Origin of the sequence: Gordonia sp. 'Campus', from assembly GCF_022206305.1 — a bacterium.
Taxonomy (GTDB): Bacteria; Actinomycetota; Actinomycetes; order Mycobacteriales; family Mycobacteriaceae; genus Gordonia.
In genome coordinates this window covers 21446-35038 of record NZ_JAKOIW010000027.1, presented here as the reverse complement: position 1 = coordinate 35038, position 13593 = coordinate 21446, and the positions used below count along the sequence as shown (strand labels likewise).

Sequence of the window (13593 nt, the reverse complement as noted above, 5' to 3'; positions counted from 1 at the left end):
AATGGAATTGCGACAGGTCGAGTACTTTCTGGCGGTGGTCGAGAACCAGGGAATCGGCGGCGCCGCGTCGGCCCTCGGGGTCGCCCAGCCGACCGTGTCGCAAGCTCTTCGCGCCCTGGAACGCGAACTCGGCGTGCAACTCTTCCATCGCATCGGCCGTGGCATGGTGCTGTCCGCGGCCGGACGGACCATGGTCGGCCCGGCGCGCCAGATCGTCCGGGACATGGACTCCGTGGACGACATGCTGTCGGCGTCCGAGGACGAACTCACCGGACATCTCGACATCCTCGCGTTCGCGGCGACCGCGGTCGGTCCGGTCGTCGATCTGGTGGCCCGGTTCCGCGCACTCTACCCGCGGGTGTCGGTGCGCCTCGGTGAATTACGCGACGAGACGAAGGCCGCGTCGACCATCGAGGACGGTTACTGCGAGTTCGCGGTCGCACATCTCCCGATCGCCGGGGATGATCTCGAGGTCATCGTGATCGGTGAACACGAACACGTGCTCGTCTACCCGCCCGGCACCGATGTGCCCGACGGACCGATCCCTCTCAACAACCTGCCGACGATCCCGATGGTCTTCGTCCCGCGCGGGTATTCGGTGGCCGACGAGTTCGAAGAGGCCATCCGGGTCGGCGGTGTGCGACCACCGCTCGCGGTGCTGTCCGAACTGCGCGAGGAACGACTGCCGATGGTGGTCTCGGGAATCGGCGGCACCCTCCTCGAGCGATCGGTCGCGGAATCGGCCGACGAGCCGGTCGTCATCCGCGAGATCGAACCGAATGTGGTGCGGCCGTTCGCCATCGCCTTCCATCCGCCGTCCCTGTCACCGGTCGGGCACGCGTTCGTCGAGCTGATACGCGCGCGGCGGCGGTGACCGGCGCGCTCAGCTGACGCGCTCGAAGACCGCCGCCAGTCCCTGCCCACCGCCGATGCACATGGTCTCCAACCCGTACCGGGCTCCGCGACGGTCCAGTTCACGCGCCAGGGACGCCAGCATGCGCCCGCCGGTGGCGCCCACCGGATGCCCCAACGAGATACCCGATCCGTGCACGTTGGTGCGGTCGAAGTCGCCTCCGGCACCGAACCGACCGAAACCCCACTCGCGGGTGACCGCGAGCGCCTGGGCGGCGAAGGCCTCGTTGAGCTCGATCACGTCGATGTCGGCGAGCGTCAGGCCGGCCTTGGCCAGCGCCTTCTCGGTGGCCGGTACCGGTCCGATACCCATCGTGCGCGGCGGCACACCCGCGAGTCCCCACGAGACGAGCTTCACCAGCGGGCGCAGCCCCAGCTTGTCGGCGACCTCTGACGTCGTGACGATGGCCATCGAGGCGGCGTCGTTCTGACCGCTGGCGTTGCCCGCGGTCACGGTCGCGTCGGGATCCGTCTTGCCCATGATCGGCTTGAGCTTGGCCAGCGATTCGACCGAGACATCCGGGCGCGGATGCTCGTCGGTGTCGATGATCTGATCACCAGATCGCGAAGTCACGGTGACCGGGATGATCTCCTCGGCCAGCACGCCGTCCTTGTGGGCTCGAACCGCTCGTTCATGCGATGCCACAGCCAGCTCGTCCTGCTCCTCGCGGGAGATCTCGTACTCCTTGCGCAGGTTCTCGGCCGTCTCGATCATGCCGCCCGGCACGGGGTAGTTCTTGCCGCCGGCCGTCGAGCGAGCGCGAACGAGGCTGTCGTGCATCGCGATACCGGTGCGGGCACCACCCCACCGCATGTCGACGGAGTAGAACGACGCGTTGCTCATCGATTCGGCGCCGCCCGCGACGACGAGGTCGTTGTCACCCGCGGACACCTGATAGGCGGCCTGGATGACCGCCTGCAACCCCGAACCGCAGCGACGATCGATGTGCATGCCGCCCACCGTGATCGGCAACCCCGCGTCGAGTGCGATGACGCGTCCGAGCGCCGGCGCCTCGCTGTTGCCGTTGCAGTGACCGAGGATCACGTCCTCGACCTTCTCCGGGTCGAGCCCCGTGCGGTCGAGCAATCCGGTCAGCGCGGCGACCCCGAGGTCGACGGCGGTGAGGCTCTTGAACATTCCGCCGTACCGGCCGATGGGGGTACGGACCGGCTCGCAGATGACGACGTCGCGCATGGGAGGTGACCTTTCAGAGGAAGAGAAGCTGGAGGGGTTCGGTGGCCGCGGACCGTCACATGAAGCGGCCGCCGGTGACCTCGAGGACGGTGCCGGTCATGTACGACGACATGTCCGAGGCGAGGAAGAGGGCCACACTCGCGACTTCGCCGACCTCGCCGGCGCGGTGCATGGGGATCTCCGACATCTTCTGGTCCCAGGCCTTCTGCGGCATGGCCTCGGTCATCGCCGACCGGATCAGTCCGGGCTGGATCGCGTTGACGCGTACCCCGTGGTGCGCCATCTCCTTCGCCGCGGCCTTGGTCATGCCGACGATGCCCGCCTTGGCGGCCGAATAGTTCGTCTGACCGACCATGCCGACCTTGCCCGACAGCGACGAGATGTTCACGATCGCACCGCGCTTGGCCTCCCGCATGATGGCCGCCGCCTTACGGGTTCCGTTCCAGGTCCCCTTCAGGTGCACGGCGATCACCAGGTCGAAGTCGTCCTCGGTCATCGTGCGCATGGTCGCGTCGCGTGTGATCCCGGCGTTGTTGACCAGCACGTCGAGTGAACCGAACCCGTCGACGGCCTTGGCCAGCAGCGCGTCCACCTCGGTGGCGTTGACGACGTCGCAGCGGACGGCGCGCGCGACGTCGGAGCCGCCGAGAGTGTCGGCGGCGGCCTGCGCGGCGTCGACATCGAGGTCGCCGAGAACCACCCGAGCACCGGCCTCCACGAAGGAGCGGGCGATCTCGAAGCCGATGCCCTGCGCGCCGCCGGTGACAACGGCGGTACGCCCGTCGAGCAGCGGAGCGGCGGTGGTGCTGGATGACATGGGTCGGTCCTTCCGAGGCGGCGACGGCCGACTGGTGTCGGCCGGCGAGGAGAGCGGGGCAGCGAGGCGGAGTCGCGCCGGCATGGGTGTGTGGACTCAATCTAGCGAGAATCATGTCCGTTGAACCCGCCCGCGTCATACGCAGCGGCTATCGCATCGATCCCGGTTTCGTATTGGACCCCACCGCGCGGACGAGCGAGAGTGGCTACATGACCGGTGGAACGCAATCAGCTGTGGGGCAATCATCTGCGACCTTCTCCCAGGTGGACCCCGAGGACTTCGCCGACATCCTGGCCGCGACGCGTGAGTTCGTCCGCGAGGTCGTCGTGCCCCGCGAGCAGGAGATCCTCGACACCGACTCGATCCCCGACGACATCCGCCAGACCGCCAAGGACATGGGTCTTTTCGGCTACGCCATCCCCCAGGAATGGGGCGGTCTGGGACTCGATCTGACGCAGGACGTCGAACTGGCCATGGAGTTGGGTTACACGTCCCTGGCGTTGCGGTCGATGTTCGGAACCAACAACGGCATCGCAGGCCAGGTACTCGTGCACTTCGGCACCGACGAGCAGAAGTCCACCTGGCTGGAGAAGATCGCCTCCGGTGAGGTGGTCGCGTCGTTCGCACTGACCGAGCCGGGTGCCGGTTCGGACCCGGCCGGACTGCGCACCAAGGCCGTGCGCGACGGTGACGACTGGGTCATCACCGGTGAGAAGCGGTTCATCACCAACGCCCCGCTGGCGGATCTCTTCGTCGTGTTCGCCCGTACCCGCCCCGCCGACGCCGACGGCACCGGTATCGCGGTCTTCCTCGTGCCCGCTGACGCCGAGGGGCTGACGGTGGGTGCCAAGGATCGCAAGATGGGCCAGGAGGGCGCCTGGACCTCCGACGTCCACTTCGACGGGGTCCGTGTGCCCGCGGCCGCGCTCGTCGGCGGCAGCGAGGACGTGGGTTACAAGGCGGCGATGATGAGCCTCGCGCGCGGGCGCGTACACATCGCCGCACTGTCGGTGGGCACCGCCCAGCGCGCGCTCGACGAATCGGTGTCGTGGGCGGCCACGGCCACCCAGGGCGGTACCGCGATCGGCGAATTCCAACTCGTACAAGCGATGCTGGCCGACCAGCAGTCGGGCGTGATGGCCGGGCGCGCTCTCGTGCGCGAGGCGGCGCGGGCCTGGGTCGACGACACCGACCGTAGGATCGCCCCGTCGGCGGCCAAGCTGTTCTGCACCGAGATGGTCGGCAAGGTCGCCGACCTCGCGGTACAGATCCATGGTGGCAGTGGCTACATGCGGGATGTGCCCGTCGAACGCATCTACCGCGAGGTCCGCCTCCTGCGTCTCTACGAGGGAACCAGTGAGATCCAGCGACTCATCATCGGGCGCAACCTGGTCAAGCGCGCGCAGCGCTGACCCCCGCCGTTCGCCGGCGCGGGCCCGTCGGTTGTAGGCCGGCGCCCGACCCTCAGGCGTTCGCCAGGCGCTCTCGCAACGCCACCTTCTGGATCTTGCCCGCCGCCGACGTCGGCAGCTCGTCGACCACGTGGACGTCGCGAATCTTCTTGTACGGCAACACCTGCTGCTCGACGAACCGCGCCACTGCGACCGGATCGATGACGTGCCCGGCCCTGGCCACCAGAAACGCGACCGGTTCCTGTCCCAGGGCACCCGCCTCGCGTCCGACCACCGCGGCCGCCTCCACGTCGGGATGGGTCACCAGGACCTCCTCCAGCTCACGCGGATACACGTTGTAGCCCTTGTAGATCAGCATGTCCTTGGCGCGATCGCAGATGTAGAGGTAGCCGTCGGCGTCACGGTAGGCGATGTCCCCGGTGTCGAGCCATCCGTCGACGAACTGCTCTGCGGTCTTCTCGGGGTGATCGAGGTAACCGTCGGTGACCTGCGGTCCGCGGACCCACAATGCACCCCTCTCCCCCGGTCCGAGTACCGCAGCCGGATCGTCGAGCGAACGTATCTCGACCTCGGTGTCGAACGTCGGCAGGCCGACACTGCCGAGGCGGTAGTGCCCCTGCGAGGTCAGCGGCGCCGAGGACACGAGGCAGGTGGCCTCGGTGAGGCCGTAACCCTCGACGACGGCCGCGGCCGGAAACGCCTTCTCGAGGTGTCCGAGGGTGACGTGATCGATGGGTGCCGCACCCGAGGAGACGACCCGCACCGAGGTGAGGTCACGCGAGGCGACATCGGGGTGGGCGGCGAGCGCATGCCACATCGCCGGGCTGCCGGTCACGTAGGAGGCCCTGTGCTCCTCGATGAGGGCGAGCATCCGTGCCGGATCGAACCGCCCGGCGAACACATGGGTTGCGCCACACAACAACAGGAACGACATGTTGATCAGCGCGTGCGCGTGGAACAGCGGCGAGACGACCACGGTGGCGGCGGCACCGGGGACCACGCCCGGGTTCTCGTCGGACCGCGGTGCAAGAGTGAGCAGGCCGTCGTCACCCACGTCGAGAGAATGCCCGGCTCGCCAGGCGATCATCTGGGTGACATTGCCGATGACGTTGCGATGCAACACCCGCACTCCCTTCGACACACCCGTGGTGCCGCCGGTGAAGGCGAGATGCGCGACGTCCTCGCTCGTCACCGACACCGCGGGCGCCCCGTGGTGTCCGGCGGTGAACGCCGCGAGCGAGCACGTCGTGATCCCGTCGGGGGCTTCGGCGGCCGTCCCGTCGACCACCACGACGGTCGTCATCGTCGACTCCGCGGCGGCCGCCAGCAACCGCCCCGCCTGCTCGCCCTGGGTGAACCCCACCACCGCACCGGTTTCCGCGATCTGACGCCGGAGACCGGGGGTGGGTTGCAGCGGATTCACCAGCGTCACGGTGGCACCCGCCCGCAACGACCCGTAGTAGGAGACCACGAACTCGACACTGTTCGTCAGATACAGGAGGACGACGTCCCGCTCGGCGACCCCGGCTGCTCGTAGCGCTGATGCCACCGCGGCCGAACGCGCGTCGAGGTCGGCGTACGAGAGGGTCTTCTCACCGTCGACGACGGCCGCGCGGTCGCCGTACATCGCCGCCATTCCGGCCGGGAGAGCAGCCATGGTGGTGTCGGGATAGCGCAGCGTCGTGGGCGCCGATGCGGTCATCGCAAGGTGTCCTCTCGGAGTTCTGTGCACGAAATGCGTTGTGGCTGAACGCCTCCCCGGGCGATGTGGTCGGCCGCCTCCCCAGTCGGCCCGCCCGATCAGCGCGGGGCCATCCGGATCGCCCCGTCGAGGCGGATGGTCACGCCGTTGAGATAGGTGTTCTCCAGGATCGACGCGGCCAGATGACCGAACTCCTCCGGCCGGCCGAGCCGGGCCGGGTTGGGGATACTCGCCGCGAGCGACTCACGCACGTCGTCGCGAAGCCGTGCCAGCAACGGGGTGTCCATCGTGCCGGGTGCGATGGTGTTGACGCGGATGAGCTTGCTGGCCAGATCACGCGCCGCGACGAGGGTCATACCGACGATGCCGGCTTTGGACGCCGCGTAGTTGATCTGGCCGATCTGGCCCTCGAAGGCCGCGACCGACGCGGTCATGATGATCGCGCCGCGCTCGCCGTCGATCGGTTCGAGGCGCGCGATGCGCTCGGCGCCGAGGGACAACGCATGAAACGAACCGACGAGATTGAGCTTCATCACGAACTCGAAGTCGTCGGCGGGAGACGCCTTGCCCTCCTTGTCGAGAATCCGCATACGCCGGCCCGCCCCGGCACAGTGCACGACACCTCGGAGACCACCGCGCTCGTCGGCCACATCGAGAGCAGCAGCGAACTGTTCGGCATCGGTGATGTCGGCGGCGGCGAAACCGGCTGCGGTGCCGAGTCCGTCGGCCACGGCCTGCCCGTCGGAGGTGGGCAGATCGATGAGGGTGACGAGACCGCCGGCGTCGATGACGCGCTTGGCCGTCGCCAGACCCAGACCGGAGGCCCCACCGGTGATGGCGACCGAGAGTCCTTTGAGTTCCATGCTCTGTACTGCCTTTCGAAGTGATCTGGTCCTGCTCCCCGAGGTGCGAGCGTGCTTCCACCTCAGGGGCGGGGTTCTGCGGTCAGAGGAGTTCGAGGATGGTGGTGTTCGCCATACCGCCGGCTTCACACATCGACTGCAGTCCGTAACGGATTCCGTTGTCGCGCATGTGATGGACGAGGCGGGTCATGAGAATGGCGCCGGAGCCCCCCAGCGGGTGCCCGACGGCGATCGCACCGCCGAGAGGGTTGAGGCGGTCGATGTCGGCACCGGTCTCGGCCTGCCAGGCGAGCGGAACCGGGGCGAACGCCTCGTTGATCTCGAACGCCCCGATGTCGTCGATCGACAATCCCGATCGTTTGAGTGCCTTCGCCGTGGCCGGGATGGGCCCGGTCAGCATGATCACCGGATCATCGGCGGCGACGACCGCCGTGTGGATGCGCGCGATCGGGGTCAGACCGTGCGCTTTCGCGGTGTCCGAGGACATGATCAGCAGCGCACCCGATCCGTCGGAGATCTGCGACGAGTTCCCGGCGTGGATGACGCCGTCCTCGCTGAACGCGGGCTTGAGCTTGGCCAGGGATTCCAGCGTGCCGCCGCGGCGGATGCCCTCGTCACCCTCGAGCACCCCCGGGATCGGCGCCAGCTGATTGTCGAAGGCACCGCGGTCAGCAGCCTGCGCGGCGAGCTCATGCGAGCGCAGCGAGTACTCGTCGAGGCGGGTGCGGTCGAGTCCCCACTTCGCGGCGACCATCTCCGCGCCAACCCCCTGACTGAACTTGTCCACGCCGTACCGGTCGAGCACGGTGGGCGGCTGGTGTTCTCCGTTGGGCGCGGCGCTGCCCATCGGGACACGGCTCATCGACTCGACCCCGCCGGCGATCACGACGTCCTGCTGGCCCGAGATGACCGCGGCGGCCGCCATGCTGACGGCCTGCTGGCTCGATCCGCAGGCACGGGTCACGGTGGTGCCCGGAACGCTCTCCGGCCAACCGGCGGCGAGCACCGCGGTCCGCGCGACGTTGCCCGCCTGCTCGGACGCCTGACTCACACACCCCCACATGACGTCGTCGACGACGGCCGGATCGATTCCGGTCCGTTCGACGAGCGCCTCGAGGACGTGGGCGGACAGGTCGGCCGGGTGGATTCCGGACAGGGCGCCGCGGCGGCGGCCGATCGGGGCGCGAACCGCGTCGACGATCACTGCATCACGCATGGGGTCTCCTCGATGTCGGGACGAGAGGTGGAGCTGTGTTCGACGCGCACGACGCCGGGCGGGCGCCGATCGCCCGTTCTGTTGAGCCGACCATCAAGGCGATTGGCAGACAAGTCGATTCCCACTCACAGACGATGAGGCCCTGCCTATGGGACATGGATCATGCCGTCGCACCCTCGACCGTCGGTGCGTGCGGCCGCAGCCGGGCGCGATCACGTTCGGGGTCGGCGAACACCAGCGCGAGCACCGCACACACCGCCGCGACGAGACCGAGTACCTGGAACGCGGTGGCATAACCCTCTGCCGGGGTGCCCGCAGCGTCGACGATGACACCGGTGGCGTACGGCGCCACGAGCCCGCCGATGGCCATGATCGCCAGGAAGACGCCCAGCGTGCCCGCTGTCTGCCGAGGCGGGCAGATCTCGGCGACAGCCGCGTTGAACAGCGGGAACACGGTGGCGGCGAAGCCGTACCCGATCGACAGGATCGCTACCGCGACGATCGGTGTGCTGATCGACGGCAGCAGGAACAGCAAGACGCCGGACACGAGCACACCGACCGAGGGCACGACGATCCGCAGCATCCGCGAGGTGGCGCCCCGCGAGATCATCCGGTCACTGGTGATCGAACTCAGCACCATCAAGATGAGTCCGACGATCGAGGGGAACGCGAACATCGAACCGGACTGGAGGCGGCTGTAGCCGAGTCCCTCCTCGAAGTACGACGGCAGCCAGGTCAGCACAACGCTCACCAGTGCGTACACACTCATCACCACCAGAGCTCCGGTGATGAAGGTCCTCGAGGTGAAGATCGAGATCCAGGGCGTGGTCGGCTCGGCGTCGGTGTCTGCGGCGGCAGTCGCGCCCTTCGTCGTCTTCCCACTCGCGATGTAGGGGCCGTTGCGCCACGTGGCCAGCCAGACGACGCACCATGCCAGACCCCCGATGGTGAGCGAGATCAGCGCCCAGCGCCATCCGAAGGTCACGGTGATGACGGCGAGCAGCGGGGCGACGGCGATCTTCGAGATCGACGCGGCGCCGGCGAGCAGGGCACCCGGCAGCGCACGCCGGGCCGGAGGGTGCCACGAGTAGGCCGCGGTGTGCAGCAGGGCGGAACTGGGCCCCTCGGCGAGACCGAGGAACAACCGGCTGACGATGAGGACTCCGAACCCGGCCACCACGACCATCGGCAGCATCGCCGCGGCCCAGCACAGGGCGAGCAGCACCAGTGACCAGCGCAGAGTCATCCAGCGATTGAGCAGGCCCGCGAAGAACCCACCGATGGTGAAGGTGAGGAAGAACAGGCTGCCGACGAGCCCGATCTGCGACGAACTGAGGCCGAGTTCCTCACGAAGCGGCTGGGCGATGATCCCGAGCACCGCCTTGTCGGCGTAGTTGATGACGTACAGGCTCACCAGCAGCGAGGTGATGCCCCAGGCGCCCACCCGGGATTCGCCGCGCGGCCCCAGCTTGCGATCCTTCGGCGAGCGACCGGACCGGGGCGCCTCGAAGTCGGTCGTCTGCGTGGCGTCGCCGGGTGAGGCGTGCGCCGACGAACCGGGCTTCTTACCGGGTCCTGATCCGGAGGTGGTCGTGACCGCCATGGTGGTACCTCTTCCGACGAGTGGTCTGGATAACGATGCGCTCAGCACGTGGGCTGAATCACACCCGACCCGATTCAAACCGGACATGATCGCCACTGACAACGTTCGCCCGGCGAACGATCCGACTGCCCGTGCCTATGTGCCCAGGCCCGCCCCGCCGCGAGCTGGGGTCATTGGCAGGCCCTCACGGACCCTTAGCGATGGTGCGTTCGGTGCCACTCGTTTCATTGGCTCGCGCTATCGCACCCTTAGTTCACAGCGACTACTTCGCCGCGGTCGGGCGGTGCATGCTGTGAGACGGACGTCCCGCTGAGGCGCACACCACACGTCCGCCCCGGTCGCCCGCCCCCCGACCGACTCGACAGCCCCGACAGACTCGGAGACACCTCACCGCCATGACCCGCCTCGCGCAGACCCTGGGCCTCACCGAGATCCAGACCGAGATCCTGGCCAACGTCCGCTCGTTCGTCGACAAACAGATCATCCCGAATGCGCAGGAACTCGAGCATGCGGACGAATACCCGCAGGCCATCGTCGACGGCATGGGCGAGATGGGGCTCTTCGGTCTGATGATCCCCGAGGAGTACGGCGGGCTCGGCGAATCGCTGCTCACCTATGCGCTCTGCGTCGAGGAGCTCGCCCGGGGCTGGATGAGCGTGTCCGGTGTCATCAACACCCACTTCATCGTGGCCTACATGATCCGGCAGCACGGCACCGACGAACAGAAGCAGCGATTCCTCCCCCGGATGGCGACCGGAGAAGTGCGCGGCGCGTTCTCGATGTCCGAGCCGGAACTCGGCTCGGATGTCGCGGCGATCAAGACCACCGCGAAGCGCGACGGCGACGACGGATACGTCATCAACGGTCAGAAGATGTGGCTGACCAACGGTGGATCGTCGACTCTCGTTGCCGCGCTTGTCCGCACCGAAGAAGGGCACGAGAAGCCGCACAAGAACCTGACGACCTTTCTCGTGGAGAAGCCCGCGGGTTTCGGCGAGGTGCTGCCCGGGGTGACGATCCCCCGCAAGTTGGACAAGATGGGCTACAAGGGAATCGACACCACCGAGCTCATCTTCGACGGCTACCGTGCGCCCGCGACCGACATCCTGGGCGGCGCGCCGGGCCGAGGGTTCGCGCACATGATGGACGGCGTCGAGGTCGGCCGCGTCAACGTCTCCGCCCGCGCGTGCGGAATCGCCCAGCGGGCATTCGAACTCGGCGTGAAGTACGCACAACAGCGGTCGACCTTCGGCAAACCGATCGCCGACCACCAAGCGATCGCCTTCTCGCTCGCAGAGATGGCGACGAAGGTGGAGGCCGCGCACCTGATGATGGTCAACGCGGCTCGGCTCAAGGACAGCGGCGAACGCAACGACGTCGCGGCCGGCATGGCCAAGTATCTGTGCAGCGAGTACTGCGCCGAGGTCACCCAGGCGAGTTTCCGAATCCACGGCGGCTACGGCTATTCCAAGGAATTCGAGATCGAACGCCTCATGCGCGACGCTCCGTTCCTCCTCATCGGTGAGGGCACAAGCGAGATCCAGAAACAGATCATCTCCAAGGGCCTGCTGCGCGAGTACCGCGCGCAGTGAGTCGCACCGTAGATCCCGTTCGCTCCCAACCTCGTTAGGAACACCTCATGCAGCGTCGCATCTTCACCGAGGACCACGAGTCCTTCCGCAAGACCATCCGGGACTTCATCGCCAAAGAGGTCGCGCCGGTCTATCACGACTGGGAGAAGCAGGGGCATCCCCCGCGCGAGTTCTACAACCGTCTCGGCGATCTCGGCGTCCTGGGCATCGAGGCCCCGGAGGAGTTCGGCGGCGGTGGCGTCAGCGACTTCACCTATTCGCTGGTGATCGCGGAGGAGACGTCCGCTGCGGGAGTCACCTTCGGCAGCTACTCGGTGCACTCGAACCTGATCCTGCCCTACCTGATGGAGTACGGAACCCAGGAGCAGAAAGAGCGCTGGGTTCCCGGATTCTGTTCCGGCGACATCATGTTCGCCATCGCGATGACCGAGCCCGGCACCGGCTCGGACCTCGCGAACATCTCCACCACCGCGAAACTGTCCGAGGACGGTTCGCACTATGTGCTCGACGGCGCGAAGACCTTCATCACCGGCGGCGCGCTCGCCGACCGCATCCTCGTCGTCGCCCGCACCACACCCTTTGATCCCGAGAACCGTCGTGCCGGACTGTCGATCCTCGTGGTGGACACCAAGTCCGAGGGATTCTCGGTCGGTCGCAAGATCGAGAAGATCGGGCTGAAGGCCTCCGACACCGCCGAACTGTCCTTCGACTCGGTCAAGGTGCCGGTCGAGGACCTCCTCGGCGACGAGGGCGCGGGCTTCAAATACCTGAGCCACAACCTCGCCCAGGAGCGCCTCACCATCGCGATCGGCGCGTCGGCCACCGCCGCGGCTGCCGTCCAGCACGCGATCGCCTACACCAAGGAGCGCGACGTCTTCGGCAAGCCGGTGGCCGCGTTCCAGAACACCAAGTTCGTGCTCGCCGAGTGTTCGGCCGAGGTCGAGGCGATCCGCGCGATCGTCGACCGCGCGCTCGAACTGCACAACGAGGGTGAGCTGACGGTCCCCGACGCGGCCCGCGCCAAGCTGTTCGCCACCGAGACCGCAGGCCGGGTCATCGACAAGTGCCTGCAGCTGCACGGCGGGTACGGCTACGTCTTGGAGTACCCCATCGCGCGCCTCTACGCCGACACCCGCGTCTCCCGCATCTACGGCGGCACCAGCGAGGTCATGAAGACGATCATCGCCAAGGACCTCGGCCTGTAGGTCGCACAGAGTGCGGGATGAGTGTCGGTTTGCGGCGCTCATTTCGCACTGTGCTTGCCGGACCCATGTGCGTTGGGGACACATGGAACCAGCGGTGCCCGCTGTGCGTCCACCTCTACATGGCAACCGCACCTGAGCTGCGCAAGCTCGCCCTCGCCCACGACGGCGTCATCACCATCGATGAGGCTCGCGGTCATGGGCTCACCCGCGGAGCGATCTCGCGTCGCGTCCGATCCGGGGAGTGGGTCCGTGAGGGTCCAGGGCTCTATCGCCTCGCAGACCACCCGGTCACCGGGCAGTCCCGGACTCGGATCGCGACGTTGACCGTCTCACCGCAGGCGATCCTGAGCGGTTTGGCCGCCGCGTGGTGGCACGGAATCGTGTCCGCACGACCTGCGACGAGCGCCGTCTCCGCACCTCGGGGATGGCACGGGTCGCCGGTCGCCGGGGCCAGGATCGTGCGGCGGGACCTGGACGACGCAGACATTGTGGTCCGGCGCGGACTACGGGTGACCTCGCTACCGCTGTCCGTTCTGGAAGGCGCCGTCGAAGGGAAGTTCGACGTCCTCGATCGGGCGCTACAGAACAAGCGCGTGACCGTCGACGCACTGACCGAGGCATATCAGCGCCGCCGGAAGTGCAAGGGCGCGTCGAAGATGGCGCAGATGCTGGTACTCGTCGGGTCGGGCGCGCGGTCCGCGGCCGAGCGGTTGACGGTGGATCTGTTCGAGGAGCACGGGATCGAGGGCTGGATCGCCAACCATCCCGTCGGAAGTTACGAGATCGACTTCGCATTCGTGAGGAAGAAGGTTGCCGTCGAGATCGACGGTATGGCGTACCACCGTGATGTCGACGCTTTCCAGCACGATCGAGCGCGGCGGAACGCGCTGATCACGGCGGGTTGGACTGTGCTGAACTTCACCTGGTCCGACCTCCTCGAGCGCCCCGGATACGTCGCCGCGCAGGTTCGCAAGACGCTCGCCTGATATGGGACCTGACAGAGTGAGGGATCTGTGCCGGATTCCCGTACACATCCCTCACTCTGGGGCGTGGGTTCGCTGTCTGTGGGGCGGTCG

11 protein-coding genes are annotated in these 13593 nt (G+C 67.5%); 5 read left to right on the top strand and 6 right to left on the bottom strand.

The genetic code is table 11. The features are described from left to right. The first annotated feature begins 1 nt into the window (after position 1). Positions 2-874: a LysR family transcriptional regulator gene (locus tag MAY35_RS21325; RefSeq protein WP_238423284.1), complete on the top strand. Its 873-nt coding sequence runs from the start codon at positions 2-4 to the stop codon at positions 872-874. Positions 875-883: 9 nt separating this feature from the next. Here the strand turns inward: MAY35_RS21325 and MAY35_RS21320 are convergent, their stop codons facing one another. Continuing rightward, positions 884-2107 carry an acetyl-CoA C-acetyltransferase gene (locus MAY35_RS21320; RefSeq protein ID WP_238423283.1) on the bottom strand — a complete coding sequence of 408 codons (1224 nt, stop codon included), beginning with the start codon at positions 2105-2107 and terminating at the stop codon, positions 884-886. A gap of 55 nt (positions 2108-2162) precedes the next feature. Beyond that, the gene (gene fabG, locus MAY35_RS21315) at positions 2163-2924 is read right to left on the bottom strand and encodes a 3-oxoacyl-ACP reductase FabG (RefSeq protein ID WP_238423282.1); all 762 of its coding nucleotides are present in this window, start codon (positions 2922-2924) and stop codon (positions 2163-2165) included. Between the two features lie 209 nt (positions 2925-3133). Here fabG and MAY35_RS21310 point away from each other — a divergent pair, with 209 nt between their 5' ends. After that, positions 3134-4336 (top strand): acyl-CoA dehydrogenase family protein, encoded by a 1203-nt coding sequence (locus tag MAY35_RS21310; RefSeq protein WP_238423298.1) that lies wholly within the window; start codon positions 3134-3136, stop codon positions 4334-4336. Positions 4337-4388: 52 nt separating this feature from the next. Here the strand turns inward: MAY35_RS21310 and MAY35_RS21305 are convergent, their stop codons facing one another. The 4 genes from MAY35_RS21305 to MAY35_RS21290 all read right to left on the bottom strand — a co-directional run bounded on the left by MAY35_RS21305 (position 4389) and on the right by MAY35_RS21290 (position 9720). Further along, entirely contained in the window at positions 4389-6038 is a 1650-nt protein-coding gene (locus MAY35_RS21305) for a class I adenylate-forming enzyme family protein (protein WP_238423281.1), read from the bottom strand. 98 nt (positions 6039-6136) lie between these two features. Further along, positions 6137-6901, bottom strand: a complete 765-nt coding sequence (locus MAY35_RS21300; protein ID WP_238423280.1) for an SDR family NAD(P)-dependent oxidoreductase — start codon at positions 6899-6901, stop codon at positions 6137-6139. Positions 6902-6983: 82 nt separating this feature from the next. Then, the gene (locus tag MAY35_RS21295; RefSeq protein ID WP_238423279.1) at positions 6984-8117 is read right to left on the bottom strand and encodes a thiolase family protein; all 1134 of its coding nucleotides are present in this window, start codon (positions 8115-8117) and stop codon (positions 6984-6986) included. A 160-nt stretch (positions 8118-8277) separates the two neighbouring features. Beyond that, the gene (locus MAY35_RS21290; protein ID WP_238423278.1) at positions 8278-9720 is read right to left on the bottom strand and encodes an MFS transporter; all 1443 of its coding nucleotides are present in this window, start codon (positions 9718-9720) and stop codon (positions 8278-8280) included. Positions 9721-10115: 395 nt separating this feature from the next. On the opposite strand from MAY35_RS21290, the gene MAY35_RS21285 reads away from it, so the two are divergent. The 3 genes from MAY35_RS21285 (at position 10116) to MAY35_RS21275 (ending at position 13503) form a co-directional block, all read left to right on the top strand. After that, positions 10116-11312, top strand: a complete 1197-nt coding sequence (locus tag MAY35_RS21285; protein ID WP_238423277.1) for an acyl-CoA dehydrogenase family protein — start codon at positions 10116-10118, stop codon at positions 11310-11312. Between the two features lie 47 nt (positions 11313-11359). Next, on the top strand, positions 11360-12517 hold the full coding sequence (locus tag MAY35_RS21280) for an acyl-CoA dehydrogenase family protein (protein ID WP_238423276.1): 1158 nt from the start codon (positions 11360-11362) through the stop codon (positions 12515-12517). Between the two features lie 119 nt (positions 12518-12636). After that, positions 12637-13503 (top strand): type IV toxin-antitoxin system AbiEi family antitoxin domain-containing protein, encoded by an 867-nt coding sequence (locus MAY35_RS21275; protein WP_238423275.1) that lies wholly within the window; start codon positions 12637-12639, stop codon positions 13501-13503. The last annotated feature ends 90 nt before the right edge of the window (positions 13504-13593 follow it).

Bases quoted from the DNA above. Each gene is read 5' to 3' on its own strand.
- MAY35_RS21325 (WP_238423284.1), top strand. From the start codon at position 2: ATGGAATTGCGACAGGTCGAGTACTTTCTGGCGGTGGTCGAGAACCAG.
- MAY35_RS21320 (WP_238423283.1), bottom strand. From the start codon at position 2,107: ATGCGCGACGTCGTCATCTGCGAGCCGGTCCGTACCCCCATCGGCCGG.
- fabG (WP_238423282.1), bottom strand. From the start codon at position 2,924: ATGTCATCCAGCACCACCGCCGCTCCGCTGCTCGACGGGCGTACCGCC.
- MAY35_RS21310 (WP_238423298.1), top strand. From the start codon at position 3,134: ATGACCGGTGGAACGCAATCAGCTGTGGGGCAATCATCTGCGACCTTC.
- MAY35_RS21305 (WP_238423281.1), bottom strand. From the start codon at position 6,038: ATGACCGCATCGGCGCCCACGACGCTGCGCTATCCCGACACCACCATG.
- MAY35_RS21300 (WP_238423280.1), bottom strand. From the start codon at position 6,901: ATGGAACTCAAAGGACTCTCGGTCGCCATCACCGGTGGGGCCTCCGGT.
- MAY35_RS21295 (WP_238423279.1), bottom strand. From the start codon at position 8,117: ATGCGTGATGCAGTGATCGTCGACGCGGTTCGCGCCCCGATCGGCCGC.
- MAY35_RS21290 (WP_238423278.1), bottom strand. From the start codon at position 9,720: ATGGCGGTCACGACCACCTCCGGATCAGGACCCGGTAAGAAGCCCGGT.
- MAY35_RS21285 (WP_238423277.1), top strand. From the start codon at position 10,116: ATGACCCGCCTCGCGCAGACCCTGGGCCTCACCGAGATCCAGACCGAG.
- MAY35_RS21280 (WP_238423276.1), top strand. From the start codon at position 11,360: ATGCAGCGTCGCATCTTCACCGAGGACCACGAGTCCTTCCGCAAGACC.
- MAY35_RS21275 (WP_238423275.1), top strand. From the start codon at position 12,637: ATGGCAACCGCACCTGAGCTGCGCAAGCTCGCCCTCGCCCACGACGGC.